A 16,430-nucleotide genomic window follows, 5' to 3' on the forward strand; every position below is an offset into this window, starting at 1 on the left:
CGCGATCAAAAAACCGACCGAGGCCGACGCGTTAGCGAATCTCTCCGCCGGTATACCAATAGCCGAGCGCCATTAAACCCAGCAATACCAGCACCAGCAATAAGTTGACGAATGGCATGCCGCTTTGCTTGGCGGCGGCTTGAAACTGCTGCTTGAGCAGGGGGTTGGTGTCAATGTGGCGCTCTACCGCTTGTTTCGCGTCTTTCAAACCGCAATGATTATGCTCTCGGTAATGTTTGATGGCCTCTATCAACAGCCCATTTTTTAAGGCAAGCATGGCTGCAACCGGCATCTCGGTATGAGAGATGCCGGTTGGCGATGCGGCGTGACCGTGCCGCAGATAGGCGTCCACCATCTCCTTGGCTTCCTTAAGGCCCAGGCCGGTTTCTTCCCGGACTTGTTTAATGGCTTCAAGCAGATTGCCGGCGTTGGCCGCCGCCGCGGCTTGCTCGGAAATAGTCGGTTTGGATGATGACATACTATACCCCGGATGTATGTTGATATGGCCGGCAAGCTTCAGGCTGTTTAGAACCTGTGCGCTTGCCGGTATTTAAAAAAACCTAAAATAAGCCGTTATGCCGACTGCGCTCAGTAAACCCAGCACAAATAGCAGATTGTCGTTAAGGTCGAGTTTATTTTCTAGCACCGAATTGGCCGGATCGGACTCTTGATAGTAAACCGCCATCCGTTTGCCGATAGGGTGGCGATCGGCAGCGTGTTGCGCGCTGCTGCTATGGCCATTCAACGATAACAGTCCAAAGTTGAAACGGTCGTTTTGGTAATGTTTGGCCGTTATCGCATAGTCGTAACTTATATTGAGCCTGTCGCCACCGCGTCCGCCGGACGATAGGTAAGACGACGTAATAACGCCGGTTGTTTTGGGCCAGTCTTTCGCATTTAAGCCGGATACTATTTCCCGGATGTAGAACAAGGTTATTAGCGTAAACAGCAGCATAAAGATGAGCGTACCTCTGCGAGTTTCGGGTTTCCAGGCCGCGGAAACCAAGACTTTTGGCCGGTCGATAGCTTTTTCCTTGCTGGCAAACGGGTCGTTGGCTAGCTTATTTAAATATTTGCGGTAAACAATCCCGCAGGCTGGACATTCATAATCCGGGGCGTAGTCGGATTTCTGGCGGGTATAGTCGCATTTGGGGCAGGTCGTTGGCATGTTCAGAGTCCTGATCAGACTATAAAGTTAGCGTGTTCCAAAATTAGGGGCGAGTTACCTTTCGGTACTTTCAATTTGCCGACACATCTTAGTTTATAGTTGATAAGGTTTAACGCGCCGTTTTGTAATTTTGCCGCTCGGTCATGTTTATGCGCTTCGGTTCGGCCGCTATTTAAGCGTCACCAGCCTTTGCGGGAAGCGCTCGGGTGATTGATCTCGAATATGCAATCTTCGAACTTTTATGGCTCGGCGTATGAGTTTGCCGGTCTGCGCATCGACCGCTTCCCGGCCTGTTTTACAGAGCAAAAGTTATAGCATCCATTACAACATCTGAACACCCGCCCCGGACGAAACATAGAGTCTGGGCTCAAAACCCAGCAAAATTGGCGAGTAGATTATTTGGATTATTTGGGTTTATTGGCTTAATTCCGTGTAGACTGCTTTGAGTATAGGAAAACCCTGCTTGGCGCCCTGTTCAAGCCTAAATTTGTTAATACTGCAATGAGAAGCGGGGTAATCTTTGCGATTGCAAGTTACCTTTATCCGCACACATAAGGTTTACCCAAACTATGATTAGACGTTACCGATCACTTGATGATCTATGGTGTGAGTGGGGCGACGCCACCACAGCGATTATGGAACACATCCAACTGAAAGAGCCTTTGGATTCCAAATACCAATGGATTTTTAGCGATGCGGCTGTTGTCATTCATCATTCCGATAATTACGCCGTAACGGTCATTCACACGGCTCTTGATTCAACGATTAATCAAAAGGTATTGCTTTCGGTTCAAGCCCGCGTCTCGGAAAACGACGGCATTGCGGTATCGACTTTAAGAAGAACGGCTATGCCCTAAAAATATAGGGTAGCAGTTTGTTTTGGAGATCGGCTATGTTTACTGGATTTTATAAGATCGGCGTTTCGCTGCCCGGGCGCTGTTTGGTGACGGCTGTTAAATCCCGCTTTAATCCGGCTGACTAAGCGCCGGTTCGCTGTCGGCTCGCCATGAAGCGAAGTTTGAGCTTATCAACGCTGACCGTCATATTGGCGATAGCGATGCAAGCTTGTGCGGTATGGCACCCGTTGGTTGTGCCTTTAAAGCCCGATACGGTCGACTGCGAACGGTTTTTTCGGGACATGGACGACAAGGTGGAGGCGTTCACTGTGGCGGATGCGGGAACCGCGCGCATAGAGGGTTTTCCAGCCCTGCGCGCCAATCGTTTTTTAGCCTCGTTTGCCAACGCCGATTTAACGGAGCGCGCCTACGCCGCGTGGTTGGAGCGCTTGCGCAAACTGGATGAAACCGCGCGGCTGATCGAATGGCGCAATTTGCCGGATCGGGCAAAATCCGCCCTACCAGCCTTGGCGGAAACGGAGATAGTGGAGACGGTGTCCGGCTGCGGACGGATACTAACCCAGCCGCTAAAACACTCCTCGGGCCAACGCGCTCTGTTGTTTTCGAAAATACAGCCACCCGACGCGTATTCAACCTGGCAGCGGCTGTTCGGCCTGTATTTTCTGACCCGCTGGGCCATAGTCGATGGCGTCCGGCAATTACAGCAGGAAATACGCGAGCCTTTCCTTGAGACGGGACAACCACCGGTCGAGGGCCGCTTAATTAGCTATGCGCCGCCCGCCTCCGGGACTATGCCGACGGCCGAGGCGGCCAACATACTGCAACTGTCGGCGGCCAATCCCTTAGGCATTCCAGAGCCGTCCGCGAGCCAACTCGAGCAACTGTTTTCCGCCTATGCGCCGGCCTGGCTGGTCGATACGCGGGACGACAACGATCGTATCGCTACGGTTGAAATGGCCTCGGATGGCCAAGCTCTTATAGACACCCGGCAGCCGCGGGTTTATCGGCTGCCGTCCCATACCCGGGTTGGAAAGCAGGTTTTACTGCAGCTGAATTATGTGGTCTGGTTTCCGGCCCGCCCGCCTACGAGCCCACTGGATATTTACGCCGGGCGCTTCGATGGTTTGATTTGGCGAGTCACCTTAAGGATGGACGGCAGGCCGCTGGCTTACGACAGCATTCATCCTTGCGGTTGTTATTACCAGATTTTTCCGGGAGCGGGCATGCGTGTGAGGCAACCCCAGGACGGTTCGGAACCGATTTTGACGCCGACGCCGTTACTCGCCCATCAGCCCGGCGAACGGGTAGTGGTGAAAATCGCGGCCGGAAATCATTTTATCACCGGCATCGCCACCCAGCAGCCGACGGCGGATTCCGAACAATACGGCTGGCTGGATTACGACGCACTGCGCTCACTGCCCATCCCGAACGACGGATACCGCAGTTTGTTCGACGAGGATGGCCTGGTACCCGGCAGCGAACGCGCCGAACGGTTTCTGCTCTGGCCGATGGGCGTGCCTAGTTCCGGCGCCATGCGGCAATGGGGTACGCATGCCATTGCTTTTCTCGGCAAACGCCATTTCGACGACCCCCGGTTATTGGACAAACTGCTGCGGCCGCTTTGGGAATAAAGGGGTATTCTCGGAAGTAGCTGTTAAGGACTCGCTTTGTTCCTTACCTTACCCTGCTTCGCTTAAGCAAAAACATGCAGTGCGGCATACGCCATACCGGCCAGCCCCGCTAAACCCGCGCCCAGGATGACATAGGCCGCCCGGGTTATTTCGCGTATGGTTTTCTTGATTTCGCTACGGTCGTTGACATTGGGGAAATCCGCTTCCGGAACCGGCACGCCCAGAAACTCGCAAAGTGGACCCCAGCCCTGATCGGCGGAAAACACCAGCAGCCTATCGGCCGGCACGGCCGCCCGCACATCGGCGATGTGTTGGTGGTAGTGGGCGATGGCTTGACCTTTATCCGTCATCGTACCTTTATGCGCGCGTTGCCAAATCAGTTTGCGGGTCATGTCGCCGAATTTGCGTCCGAACGGGGTGGCGAATTTCAGCACTTTGAACTGCCACATGTTTTCCGTGAAATAAATCGTCTCCAGAGTGCTGTCATACCAGACCTCTGCGCCTTTGGGATGCAGGGTCAGCAGCACCTTGGCGAGGGGATAGGCGGCCAGTAGTTCCCGCCACACGCAACAGGCCGGGTTGTCAACCGCGGCGGTGTAGTTCGCAAACACCTGTTCCCAGTCATGCTGGGTACCGGCATCCGCATTTGCCACCTGGTGCCAAAAATCCAGATGGGCTGTATTGTCGGGATTTTTCAGCACTTCTATCATGTGGTAGCACGGAAAGCCCAACTGATTCAGTGCGGTGTACACCGACAATGTGCCGGTGCGCCCAAAGCCGGCACCGATAATGTTTAGAGCCATAATAAAAATATCCTATGAATAATTGAGAATCACCAAATCAGGCCCGGTTGCCTGCATCCTCTATCGGGCTATTCCGGCAATTGTTAGTAAGTTGCAGGTTCTACGGCCCAAACCGGCGCATAATAACCGCATTTGCCGCAACGGTGAAAAGACGAATAAGGCCGGTCGGCAACGCCGGCAACATGACCAGGTTTAATCGGTAAGAAATGAATGTAATCGGCAAGGTGTTGGTAATGTTTCGTCGCGGATGCAATGCCCGGAAAAACGCGGTTGCCAAATTGTGTTGGCTTTAAATTCAGTGGTAGGCCCTATTGCCGCGCTAGCGTTAACTGGCAATCAGCACGCAAATGTCAGGTAACGCTCCGCGCAACTTGACCTACCTGGCGTATGGTTATCCCCGGATTTTGCGACCCTTCAAATCACCGGGTTCAACCGCCAGATGCGGAAAACCGCGTGCCCGGTGGCGTGGGAGAGATGATGGGCGAAATCCCGCCACCGCCACCCGATCATGACTTGGGTTAGTTATCCCAAATTAAAGTGATTTTCAGAGGGTAAAACCCTAGCCCCATTTTGAGCCTGATCACAATCGTTAACATGGCCTAACAAAAGCTCTGGCAGCTGTTTCCATCCGCAGGTTGAATATTCCCTCATGAACCACAGCGAACAGTTAAAATAAGCCTTTATATCTTCATTGAGTCTGGCATTTTGACCCCCACAGCCGTTAACCCACAATCCATTGAACAGGCCGCCGCGTTGCTGCGGCAGGGCAAACTGGTGGCGATACCCACCGAAACCGTTTACGGCCTGGGCGCGGATGCGGCCAATCCGGAGGCCGTGGCGAAAATTTTTGCCGCCAAGGGCCGGCCGGCGGATCATCCTTTAATCGTGCATTTGGCTTACGCCTTGCAAATCAAGGATTGGGCCATCGATATTCCGGAGGCCGCCTGGCGGCTGGCCAGCGAGTTCTGGCCGGGGCCGTTGACCATGGTGTTGCGCAAAAAAGCCTCGGTGCCGTTGGCTGTCACCGGCGGGCAGGACACGGTGGCGTTGCGGGTACCAAATAACCCGGTGGCCTTGTGGTTGTTGCGGGTATTCGACGGCGGGATTGCCGCGCCGTCCGCCAACCGCTTCGGCCGCATCAGTCCCACGTTGGCGCAGCATGTGGCGGACGAGTTGGGCGATGCGGTCGACTGTATTCTGGATGGCGGACCGTGCAGTGTGGGGCTGGAGTCGACCATTATCGATTTGACCGACAGCCAGTCGACCATCCTGCGACCCGGCCGGATCAGTCGCAGCCAGCTGGAAGAGGTATTGCAAAGGCCGGTTGGCTTAAAATCCCAGCACAAAATCCGTGCGCCCGGCATGCTGGCGGCACATTATGCACCCGCTACGCCGGCCTATTTGTGCGAATCCGGTACGTTGTTGAATTTATTCGACGAGCAGTGCGGGCAGGGTAAGCAGGTGGGCGTGTTGGCGTTCAGTCCTGAATTGTCCGCATTGCCCTGCGAGCATTTGCTGCATTTGCCCGCCAAGGCGGAAGCTTATGAAGCGGCTCTGTATAGCGCCTTGCGGAAGTTGGACAGTTTCGGTCTGGACAGTATTTTGGTGGAACAGCCGCCGGCCATGGAAGAATGGGCGGCAGTGAACGACAGGCTAGGCAAAGCCACGCTATGACGGACGAGGATTGGATGTGGCATGCTCTGCGTTTGGCGCAACGAGCCGAACAGCAGGGCGAAGTGCCGGTGGGCGCGGTGTTGGTGCGAGATGAGCGCTGTATCGCCGAAGGCTGGAATCAACCGATTCAGCTGCACGACCCCACCGCGCATGCCGAAATGCAGGCTTTGCGAAACGCAGGGCAGGCCATAAAAAACTACCGCTTAAGCGACAGCACTTTATATGTAACTTTGGAGCCTTGCGTGATGTGCATGGGCGCCATCGCGCATGCCAGGGTCAAGCGCCTGGTATTCGGGGCATACGATCCGAAACGCGGTGCGGTCTGCCATGCCTTGCAACTCAGCGATGCACCGTTTTTGAATCATAAAATCGACTGGCTGGGCGGGGTGTTACAAGCCAATTGCGCCGAACTGTTGACGGATTTTTTTAAGGTCCGGCGATAGGTAAAGCCGCGTTGTTACTGGCCTGACGGCGTCAGCTCGATGAATGTTCTCGGATAGTTCGCGTTAACAAAATTGTTACCGGCAGAATTTTTGCGTTATCATCTGCCCCACTTTAGCATCTGCTTATCGAATATCGGTAAGCGGTAGTCTAATCCGATGTGTATCGAGGTTTCGAATACACGTGTTCTAATTCAACAGCGGCTTAATTTAGCTTTTTAAACAGTCATGCAGCCAAATCGTACCAGCAAATCGTCCGACTCAGGCTTCGGCCCGAGCAAGCTGCTGCTGTCTTTTTGTATACAGCCCTTGCTGCTGCTGGCGTTTTTAAGCAAACAATTTTTCAATTTTGACCTCATCGGCTTGAGTCACGGCTTCACTCATCCACTGATGGGCTGGGACCATTTGCTGACTATGCTGGCGGTCGGAATCTGGGCGGCGCAACTGCGTGGCAAAGCGATCTGGGTGCTGCCGCTGGCTTTTGTCGGCGTGATGAGTTTGGGCGGGCTGGCCGGCGCGGCCGGCTTATCGATTCCCAGTGTGGAGGGTATCATCCTGTTGTCCTGCGCGGTTTTTAGCCTGTTGATTACCCATAAGGTCCGCTTCAACGCCAATATCAATGTGATGATCGTGGCCTTTTTTGCCTTTTTCCACGGCTTTGCGCACGGCCAGGAAATTTCCACCTCGGCCAGTTTAATTTCTTATACCGTGGGTTTTATGTTGGCCACGCTGCTGTTGCATGGTGCCGGCATTTTGGTGGCCAAATTGGCGATTTTCAGCATCACCTGTTTGCTGACGGCATTGTTTTCCAGTTCGGCCATCGCTGAAACCACCGATTCAAATGTTGAAGACAGCAAAAAAGTCCTATCGCGTCATTCGCGGCAGACGGCGCCGGCTTGGTTCGGCAGCGGACAAGCAGCTGAAATTGATGCTTATTTTACGTTCGGCAAAGAACGAATGCGCGCGGCAAACTGTTCCGTGCAGGGTGCCGGGGAAGGCGGGTGCGCCGACCTTACGGTAAGGCCGATCTCTGAAATGCCGCCGGACTTTGTCAAGGCTGCGCCGGAACACCGGAGTGGCAAGCTAAGCACGTTCAACGGCGAAGCAGTCTATTCACCGGGAAAACCCGCTGCAGCCGACGTGTGCAGTGACCGGCGGGATCCGGGATTATACCCGGCCGATAATCCGCCTCTTGGCCCGGATTTCAAACGCTGTTTCCCGGATATTAACCATACCCCCGGAACACACTTGCTAAGCAACGGTGTCGGCCTGACTTCACCGCCGCTTGTGATTGTTTCGCTCCCGCAAGTATTTCCCCTTCTCGGCAATTCCCCGATTTCACGCATTGAAGCGTTTTATCTTCAATCGATCTTAGCCACTATCAGTATCCGCAACAACCAAGTCAGTGTTGGTTTTCAGTATCGCTCGCCCGATTTAGCGCGTAGCCTGGTAGCTTCGCGTCCAGCCATTCCCGGACCGTTTAATTGTTTCACGAATCTTGTTCCGCAAGACAGCGCATCAGGCCATAGCAGGCGGGTGTCGATGCTCGGCTTGGCCCTTTACGGGCCGCAACTCACCGACTACCGATTCGAGTCGTCGGCTTGAACCGCTATAAATCAAACACAGACAGACCAGCAAACTACACGTTAAGACGATTACATTGAAAAGCAGGAGAGACAATGACAGCTTTATACAGACGCAAAAAATTCTTATTCAAACCGTTAACGATAGGCCTGGGCATGGCTTTAGGCTTTAGTTTTTCGCTAGCTCGGGCGCATACCATGCCCGAAGAGCTGGAAACCATTGAAGTAGAGGAAGATGGACGCGGTAAGGATTTGATCGGGATTGCCGAAACCGCCTCGCAAGGCGAGGTGAGCCAGAAGCAATTCGAATACCGGCCGTTATCCCGCAATGGCGAATTGCTCGAGGTGGTGCCGGGGGCTGTCGCTACCCAGCACAGCGGCTCGGGCAAGGCCAACCAGTATTTTCTGCGCGGTTTCAATCTGGATCACGGTACCGACTTTACCACCTATGTCGACGGCATCCCGATGAACATGACCACGCATGCGCATGGTCAGGGGTATATGGATTTGAACAGCGTGATTCCCGAGCTGGTGAAAAAAATCGAATACGGTAAAGGCCCATACTATGCGGAGGTTGGGGACTTTTCGGCAGCCGGTTACGCCAAGATGCTTACCATGGATAAGCTGGATCAGGCGATTGCCAAATTCACGGCCGGCTCATACGACTATTACCGCACCTTGTTTGCCAATTCGGATAAAGTCGGCGACGGCAATTTGTTGTATGCCGGCGAATTCAATCTGTATAACGGGGTTTGGCAAGTGCCGGAAGATTCCAAGAAATTCAATGGCATGTTGAAGTACACCTTGGATCAACATGATTGGGGGATGACCATCAACGGTAAGGCATATTCCAATAGTTGGACGGCGACCAACCAAATCCCGCAAGCGGCGGTTGATAGCGGTGCGCTGGGGCTGTACGGCTCCATGGACCCGAGCGACGGCGGCACCAGCAATCGTTACAGCTTATCGAGTAATTTTTGGCAATACGGCAAAAACTGGAAAAACGACGCCAATATCTATGCGCTGTATACGGATTTGAATTTGTATTCCAATTTCAGCGGTTTCACCAGCGGTGCGCAGGGCGACCAGATTTTGCAAACCGAACGCCGGGTGCAGACGGGCGGCAATTTCGAACATACCCGCTATAACAAAATACTGGGTTTTGAAATGGATAACAGCGTCGGTCTGCAATTCCGGCATGACGAAATCATGGGGCTGGGCCTTTACCATACCCGGCAGAGGCAAATTCTGGAAACCGTCAGCAACGCCGATGTGGGCGTCACTACCGTCGGCATTTATGCCAAAAATCACACGCATTGGCATGACAAGGTGCGGACTATCGCCGGTTTGCGCGGTGATTTCATCAATAACGACGTTACCGTTCTCAACACCGGCAGCGGTCTAGCCAGTACCAACACCGCCAACTCCGGCAGTCGCGGCAAGGCCATGATCAGCCCCAAGCTGAGTTTGGTGATAGGTCCTTGGTACGACACCGAATATTTCTTCAATATCGGTTATGGCTATCATTCCAACGACGCACGAGGCACCACTCTGCAGCTTAATCCAGTCGATGGTTCGGCTGCGGTTGACGACCAAGGCAACTCGAACGCCAGAATCCGTCCGGCCGCATGGTCGCGCGGCGGCGAAGCGGGGATACGTACTAACTATATCCCCGGCCTGAACAGTACCTTTGCTTTATGGTGGCTGGAATCCAGCGAGGAATTGGTGTTCGTCGGCGATGAAGGCACCACCGAAGTCAACGGCAAATCCCATCGCTACGGTATCGAATTGACCAATTACTATAAGCCGACCGACTGGTTGACTCTGGATGCCGACTACGCCTTGAGCACGGCGCGCTTTGCGGAAATACCCGCTGGCGCCACCGACAACTTTGTGCCCAATTCGGTAGGTCGGGTGGTTAGCGCCGGCGCCACGCTGGTAGCGCCGAACGGTTTGTTCGGTACCCTGAGATTTCGTCATTTCGGCGCGGTGCCGCTGGATGAGTCCGGTACCTTTTGGGCCGGCGATACCAACATCGTCAACTTGGGAGCGGGTTATAAGCAGAAGCAATACAAATTCGAAATCGATATTTTCAACATCCTGGGCTCGCAAAGCAACGATATTGCCTATGCCTACGGTTCTGCCTATCCCAACGGGGCGGCCGCCGCTACCGGTATTTTGAAACACCCGGTGGAACCTCGCATGGTGCGCGGCACGATTACCATTAATTTCTAGGGATAAGCGCATGGGATGTTTTAGTGCCGGTTATGGCAGAGGGCTGGTTGCGCTGGTTTTACTGTTGCAAGCCGCTTGGGTTTGGGCTCACGCGCCTGGACTTAGTTCGCTGGATGTGGCCTTAAAATCGGATCTGATCGAGGTCAGAGTGACGTTTGCCTTGCAGGACATCGAGGCTTTTTCGCCGATGGACAGCGATTTGGATGCGGAGGTATCCGATAGCGAACGCGAAGCCGCCAAACCCGGCATCGCCCAGTTGTTGGCCGGGCAGCTGCGCATTGCGGTGGACGGAGACGATGTGACCCCGGTCGAACCGGGGCAAGTCAGTTTCGACGGCCAGAACAATGCCCATGTCCAATTTCGGTACCCTGCGGTACCGAAACAGCAGTTGTTGGTGCAATCGACCTTTTTGGCATTATTACCCGATGGCCATCAGCAATACCTGATCGTCAGGGATGCCAACGGCAAAGCGCTGGCTGAAAAAATGCTGGTCAAGCAGGACGACCGGTTGAGTCTCCCATTTGCCGGTGCGGCGGACGGGCGGAGGCCGGCGTCGACGCATGCCGTGTTGAATACCGTCAGCGATTTTTTTAAACTGGGCATAGAGCACATCGTTACTGGTTACGACCATTTGTTGTTTTTGTTGGCTTTATTGGTGGTAACCCATAGTTTTTGGCCGGCTTTAAAAATTATTACCTTTTTTACGCTTGCTCATTCGCTGACCCTGGCGCTAGCCGGGTTGAATTTGGTCGATTTACCCAGCAGTTTTGTGGAGCCTTTCATTGCCGCCACTATTATTTACGTCGGGGTTGAAAACCTTATTCGCGGCGATCATCCCAAAGGCCGGCATTGGCTGACTTTCGGGTTTGGCTTGATCCACGGTTTCGGCTTTGCCGGGGCGTTGCGGGAGATGGAAATTACCTCGGGCGACACCGGTATTCTGTTACCGCTAGTGTCATTTAATTTGGGCATAGAAAGCGGACAAATCGCGGTCGCCGCCGTGGTGCTACCCATGATCTGGTGGTTGAATAATAAGGTAGCGATAGCCGGGAAATTCTTGAAGGGCTGTTCGATAGCAGTCAGTTTGATGGGGACGTATTGGTTGCTGGAAAGAACCGTTTTGTAATCGATACCGCAAACACGGTATTTCGGCGCCATAACCCCCACTCCCGCGGGAGTGGGTGAGGAGAATTTACATCCGACATTTGAAATTCGGGCAGTATAACTAGCAAAATAAAACACCTGAAAAAGCCATGTAAGGTTTCCGCGTGCAGTGCGACCAAAATCAGGTAGTCATAAATTGGCTGACTTAATCGCAATTTCAAGCTCGGGTGAAGCACATGAATCGTTATCTATTAAATCGTCTTTCCGCTATATTTTGGATAGTGTTGATATTCAGTTTATTCGCCAAAAAAGCGGCGGCCGATGAGTTCCCCGTCGATTTTAACGATATCGGCGGTTTTATGTCGCCGGCGGCCGTTATACCGACCATGCCCGGGTTCGTTAATTGAGCAAGGTTTTCGAGACAGCGCAATGAACCGTTCAATAGGCTAAATGTCTGAAGGGGCGGTAGGGATAGACGCCAAATCACTTGGCGGATCATTTTAGGAGGAAGACATCATGAAAAATTTGCTATTTGTGCTGTTTGCGATTGCGCTATCCGGCTGCGCCAGCCATATCCCTTTAGCGATCAGAAAACCGCCCGAACCCAATCCCATGATTGCAGATGTATTGGCGCAAGCCGATCTGCAACAGCAGCCGGTGCGTTGGGGCGGAACTATCTTGTCTGTCGTTAATCATCCAAACGACACCGAGATCGAGATACTGGCCAAGAAGCTGGGCCGATATGGAAAACCGGTCGACGGCGACGATACCCAAGGGCGGTTTCTGGCCCGGGTGGACGGCTTTCTCGATCCGGCCATTTATGCGCATGGCCGTCTGCTGACCGTCTACGGCATCATCGATTCCTTGGTGAGCCGCAATGTTGGCGAAAAACCTTACCGGTATCCGTTGATGAAAGTGCAAAGCCAGTATTTATGGCCGCGCGAGCAGGAAAATGATTATCCGGGTTATTATCCGTATGGTTACTATGGTGCCTATGGCTTTTACCCCTACGGTTATCGGTTTGGCTTGGGTTACAGACGCTGGTAAACCAGCAGCGTGTTCAGTCGGGGTTTGCTGGATAAGCGCGGTAAAAATCTCAGACGGCAGCCAGTGCGCCGCCGCAGCTGCTGCCTTGGCCGGCAGTGCAGCCGTAACAATGCGCGGCGGTGGCGATTGGAGCACCTTTCAGCTGCGACGGGTTGAACTGGCTGATATGGGGCCGGGGGTGGTTCGCGGCAGCCAACGGCATGGTAAGCATCTGGTTGAAATCACAGTCATAGATATAGCCTTGCCAGTCGATACTGATGGTATTCAGGCACATCAGGTTGTCGAGATTCTCGGCGCGAAAGTGTTGTTTCAATAAATTCAGATAACTATCGAAACGGCCCTGGCTGACCAGCATGCTGCCGAAGCGTTGGATAGGCATGTTGGCGATGGCAAACAGCTGGTTGAAAACGATACCGTATTCTCGCCACAAATGCTGTTTGTAAGCCAGCTCCAGTTGATGCTGGTCGGGCGGCAGCACCGCATCTTGCGGGTTGAAGACCAAATTAAGCCGCAAGCTGCTGTCCGTCTGGCCGTAACCCAGCCGGTTAAGACGCTGTAATGCCGCCAAGCTGTCCTTGAATACGCCTTTGCCGCGCTGCTTGTCGACATTTTCTTGCAGATAACAAGGTAGGGACGCGACGATTTCCACTTGCTGATCGGCTAGAAACTCTGCTAAATCTTCATAACTCGGTTCTTCCAGGATGGTAAGGTTGCAACGGTCGATAACCTTGATGCCGGCTTCGCGGGCAGTACGCACCAGATACATAAACTCCGGATGCATTTCCGGTGCGCCACCGGTCAAGTCCAGCGTATGAATTTGAGCGGCTTCGGCCAATGCCAGAATCCGGTCCATGGTTTCGCGGCTCATCAGCTCGGTACGTTTCGGGCCGGCGTTGACATGACAATGCACGCAACTCAGGTTGCACAGATAGCCGAGGTTAAGCTGTAAAACTTCCAGCGGCTTGCGGAAAATGGCCGGAAAGTCATTAAGGGCCAGTAGCGGTTTGGTGTCGTGCATGTTTAATCCTTGGAGAACCAGATGTCGCCGTAAACAGCCGAAACCGAACCGTTGCTGTTGTCGGTGTCGGTCATGATGGCCACGGCATCGATGCGGCGAACATCTTCGCCAAACAATTGTTTAAAGTCGGCCCGCACATTGCGCTTCTCGGTCTGCCAGCTATTCAACGGCGCTTCCGGGCCACGCAAGGCTAGCATCATTGCATGGTCGCCGGCAAACGCATTCGGCCAAATGCGGTCCTTGGCGCTATTACTGGACCATACGTAATTGATGGCTTTGGTTTGCCAAAAGGCCAGGCCGCCTTTTACCAGCACGTAGACCCGCGCGGCGTAATCGTCGCCGGCCTTGCTTTGTTCATCCAGGCCGGGCAACCGATTGGCTATTCGCCAGGACCAGTTCAATATCGGTGTCTGCTCCAGGTCGATGGCTTGTTCCTTGAATAAGCCCGAACCCGAGGCATGACTATCCGCAACTAAAACCGTCACGCCGTCCAGCTTTTGTAGGTGGTAGCGGGTTTCGCCCTTGAAGCTTTTCCGTTCCCAACCGGTTAGGTGATTTTGGCTGAATTCTCCCAGTCTGACATTAGAGTCTGCTACTGCAGCAGGGAGCGTGAAAGCCGACAATACTAGCCAAGCGAATTTTTTTATCATGAAGGGGTTTAGTCGGTGGATAGGCGTGTTTTCAAGTAGTTGTCGAGACTCAAACGGCCCGCGCCGCTAAACAGCAGGGTCGACAACATTAATATATACATCAAGGGTAGTTTGTAATTGCCGTATCCGTGATCGGAAATGGCGTAACCTTTCCATAACTCGTTCAAACTCTGCCAATCGGCCGGCCAGTGTACGGCTGCTATAGCGACCACGCTCAAGACGATTAGTGCCGCGCTGAAAAAGCGAGTCATAAAACCCAGCAGCAGGGCCAAGGGGGCGATGATCTCCAGGCCGGTCGCCAGCGTCCAGCTAAAGTCGGCCGGTAACATATTAAACGGAAACGGAAAGTTTAACTCGGTGAACCAATTTTCACCCTGCAGTTTTTCCAGACCGGCCTCGCCGAATTCGTAAGCCAGCAGCAGGCGTAAAAACGTCGGCGCCAATGTTGGTGCGTGCCGGTCCAGCCAATGACTTAATTGCCGCGGCAGTGCGCGGATCCGGGCAATGCCGGCGCTAATTTCGCAGCTGATGCAGGACGAGCCGGGAGATGTTTGGGTTTGGTTCATAAGTGTGCTCCAGAAACATGGGCCGGACGCGTATCGACTATTGCGCCACGATGGTGTAGTTCCAGCAAGGCGTGCATGCCGAACTGCATGAATTGAGTGGAGGCGGCTGCATCCAGCCCGCTGCCAAGGTTGTCCAAGGCTTGTCGACCGGTATAGCCGTTACAAAGTAGGCGCACCAGCCGGGCTGTGGCCGGATTGAGTGCTACGAATTGGACCTGGTCGTTGCTATCCCGAAACCCTAATATATGGGTGGGGCCGGCCGGCGGTGTCTTAGGCTGAAACGTCGGGCTGATGTCTTGTACCGGCCAGCGGTAATGCAGTAACTGCTTGACCGGGGTAAACAGTGGTACATCGTGAAACAGTTGATGGTCTGTCAGCGCTTTGACAGGCACTGAAGCCGCTTCGGCAATCGACAGTTGTAATTCTAGCCATTCAAAATGAGCCAGTTCGGCAAGAAAAGGCTTGTCGCCGGCTTGTTGGCGTTCCAGATGCAGATACTGTAAAAATTCGTCGGGTATTTGCCGGTAATACGGCGAACCACAGCGGTGTTCGGCGATGAAATCCAACAGCAAAGCACGCCATTCCTCGCCTGGCAGAATGCGATGGATAACCGGAAAGCAGGCCGACAGGCTTTCGTCGAATTTGTTATAAAGCAGTTCGACATAGACCGCCAGGCGTTCGGCGGCAAATCCTGGCGGTACCTTCGCTGCTTGCGGCCGGCGTAAGTAATCCAAAAAAAGCCGTTGTTGTGTTTGCAAGGCTGTCATGCTGATGCCTCGAGATGTTGATTGGCCTCCCAGCGGCCTCCATGTAACTTTTGTAGCGTGGCAATGCGTTCCACTTCGGGCAGCAATTCCACTAATGGCGGAATATTGCTGTCGCGCTCTACCAGGGTCGGAAAGGTACCGAAAAGCCGGTAGGCTTCGTCCAGCAATGTCCAGACGGCTTCAATGGTGTTTTGACCATGGGTATCGATGATGAGCCCGGACGGATCAAGGTCGTGGCCGGCAACGTGGCCATACACAATGCGCTCGCCCGGCAAGCCGCGTAAAAAAGCCAGTGGATCGTAGCCGTGATTGACGCTATTCACGTAAATGTTGTTGACATCCAGGTGCAGGTAGCAATCGGCTTCGGTCAACACGGCATTGATGAAACTCAATTCATCCATCTCCGCTTGTGGCGGTTGTAGATAGTATGAGGCGTTCTCCAACGCGATGGGCCGTTCCAAAATCTGTTGGGTTTGACGAATTCGCTCGGCCACATGTTTGACCGCTTGCTCGGTAAACGGAATGGGGTATAAGTCGTAAAAATGCCCTTCGTCACTGCAGAAACTCAAGTGCTCGGTATATAAAGCGAATTGATGTTGATCGAGAAAACGTTTTAATTCGCCTAAAAATACCACGTCGAGCGGGGCCGGGCCGCCCAGCGACAGGGCCAGGCCGTGCGCCACAAAACGGTGGCGTTCGGTCAGCCTGCGAAATTGTTTGCCCAAATGGCCGCCAACGCCCACCCAATTTTCCGGCGATACTTCAAAAAAGTCTATGCTGTCCGCTATCTCGGCTTGTAACGCGGGTAAAAGTGCCCGGCGCAAGCCCAAGCCGGCGCCGGACAGCCCGAAAGGATGGGATGGGTTCATCGGCGGCGGCTCCGATTT

The 16,430-nt window shown here is 53.7% G+C and carries 17 protein-coding genes; 9 read left to right on the top strand and 8 right to left on the bottom strand.

Features of this window, described 5'->3' with window-relative positions:
* Positions 1-31 precede the first annotated feature (31 nt).
* Together M0R33_RS09375 and M0R33_RS09380 are read right to left on the bottom strand one after the other, a co-directional pair.
* A complete protein-coding gene (locus M0R33_RS09375; protein WP_292568129.1) occupies positions 32-478 on the bottom strand; it encodes a ribosomal protein L7/L12 in 447 nt (148 codons plus the stop codon).
* 72 nt (positions 479-550) lie between these two features.
* Positions 551-1,168, bottom strand: coding sequence for a DUF3592 domain-containing protein (locus M0R33_RS09380; protein ID WP_292568130.1), 618 nt, complete (start codon positions 1,166-1,168; stop codon positions 551-553).
* Positions 1,169-1,737: 569 nt separating this feature from the next.
* Between M0R33_RS09380 and M0R33_RS09385 the strand changes: the two genes are divergently transcribed.
* Entirely contained in the window at positions 1,738-2,025 is a 288-nt protein-coding gene (locus M0R33_RS09385; protein ID WP_292568131.1) for a hypothetical protein, read from the top strand.
* Between the two features lie 161 nt (positions 2,026-2,186).
* On the top strand, positions 2,187-3,656 hold the full coding sequence (locus M0R33_RS09390; protein ID WP_292568132.1) for a hypothetical protein: 1,470 nt from the start codon (positions 2,187-2,189) through the stop codon (positions 3,654-3,656).
* Positions 3,657-3,718: 62 nt separating this feature from the next.
* Here the strand turns inward: M0R33_RS09390 and M0R33_RS09395 are convergent, their stop codons facing one another.
* Positions 3,719-4,459 carry a sulfotransferase family protein gene (locus M0R33_RS09395; RefSeq protein WP_292568133.1) on the bottom strand — a complete coding sequence of 247 codons (741 nt, stop codon included), beginning with the start codon at positions 4,457-4,459 and terminating at the stop codon, positions 3,719-3,721.
* 705 nt (positions 4,460-5,164) lie between these two features.
* Here M0R33_RS09395 and M0R33_RS09400 point away from each other — a divergent pair.
* The 7 genes from M0R33_RS09400 (at position 5,165) to M0R33_RS09430 (ending at position 12,542) form a co-directional block, all read left to right on the top strand.
* Positions 5,165-6,133, top strand: a complete 969-nt coding sequence (locus M0R33_RS09400; RefSeq protein WP_292568134.1) for an L-threonylcarbamoyladenylate synthase — start codon at positions 5,165-5,167, stop codon at positions 6,131-6,133.
* Positions 6,130-6,576: a tRNA adenosine(34) deaminase TadA gene (gene tadA, locus M0R33_RS09405; protein ID WP_292568135.1), complete on the top strand. Its 447-nt coding sequence runs from the start codon at positions 6,130-6,132 to the stop codon at positions 6,574-6,576. Before M0R33_RS09400 ends, tadA begins: the two co-directional genes overlap by 4 nt.
* Positions 6,577-6,801: 225 nt before the next feature.
* Positions 6,802-8,178, top strand: a complete 1,377-nt coding sequence (locus M0R33_RS09410) for a HupE/UreJ family protein (protein WP_292568136.1) — start codon at positions 6,802-6,804, stop codon at positions 8,176-8,178.
* Positions 8,179-8,252: 74 nt separating this feature from the next.
* The gene (locus tag M0R33_RS09415) at positions 8,253-10,391 is read left to right on the top strand and encodes a TonB-dependent receptor plug domain-containing protein (RefSeq protein WP_292568137.1); all 2,139 of its coding nucleotides are present in this window, start codon (positions 8,253-8,255) and stop codon (positions 10,389-10,391) included.
* A 10-nt stretch (positions 10,392-10,401) separates the two neighbouring features.
* On the top strand, positions 10,402-11,517 hold the full coding sequence (locus tag M0R33_RS09420; protein ID WP_292568138.1) for a HupE/UreJ family protein: 1,116 nt from the start codon (positions 10,402-10,404) through the stop codon (positions 11,515-11,517).
* 214 nt (positions 11,518-11,731) lie between these two features.
* Positions 11,732-11,902, top strand: a complete 171-nt coding sequence (locus tag M0R33_RS09425; RefSeq protein WP_292568139.1) for a hypothetical protein — start codon at positions 11,732-11,734, stop codon at positions 11,900-11,902.
* Between the two features lie 109 nt (positions 11,903-12,011).
* Entirely contained in the window at positions 12,012-12,542 is a 531-nt protein-coding gene (locus M0R33_RS09430) for a Slp family lipoprotein (protein WP_292568140.1), read from the top strand.
* A gap of 49 nt (positions 12,543-12,591) precedes the next feature.
* Here M0R33_RS09430 and arsS read toward each other — a convergent pair whose 3' ends face one another.
* Genes arsS through M0R33_RS09455 form a run of 5 tightly spaced genes read right to left on the bottom strand, consistent with a single transcriptional unit; the run spans position 12,592 to position 16,412 of the window.
* Positions 12,592-13,560 (bottom strand): arsenosugar biosynthesis radical SAM (seleno)protein ArsS, encoded by a 969-nt coding sequence (gene arsS / locus M0R33_RS09435; RefSeq protein ID WP_292568141.1) that lies wholly within the window; start codon positions 13,558-13,560, stop codon positions 12,592-12,594.
* A 2-nt stretch (positions 13,561-13,562) separates the two neighbouring features.
* Positions 13,563-14,210: a DUF3047 domain-containing protein gene (locus tag M0R33_RS09440; RefSeq protein ID WP_292568142.1), complete on the bottom strand. Its 648-nt coding sequence runs from the start codon at positions 14,208-14,210 to the stop codon at positions 13,563-13,565.
* 8 nt (positions 14,211-14,218) lie between these two features.
* Complete coding sequence (locus tag M0R33_RS09445) at positions 14,219-14,776, bottom strand: DoxX family protein (RefSeq protein WP_292568143.1); 558 nt, start codon at positions 14,774-14,776, stop codon at positions 14,219-14,221.
* Positions 14,773-15,543, bottom strand: coding sequence for a putative DNA-binding domain-containing protein (locus M0R33_RS09450; RefSeq protein WP_292568144.1), 771 nt, complete (start codon positions 15,541-15,543; stop codon positions 14,773-14,775). The genes M0R33_RS09445 and M0R33_RS09450 overlap by 4 nt, the downstream gene beginning before the upstream one ends.
* Entirely contained in the window at positions 15,540-16,412 is an 873-nt protein-coding gene (locus M0R33_RS09455; RefSeq protein ID WP_292568145.1) for a DUF692 domain-containing protein, read from the bottom strand. Before M0R33_RS09455 ends, M0R33_RS09450 begins: the two co-directional genes overlap by 4 nt.
* Positions 16,413-16,430: the final 18 nt, after the last annotated feature.

Origin of the sequence: Methylomonas sp. (genome assembly GCF_023228165.1) — a bacterium.
In the GTDB taxonomy this organism is placed as follows: domain Bacteria; phylum Pseudomonadota; class Gammaproteobacteria; order Methylococcales; family Methylomonadaceae; genus Methylomonas.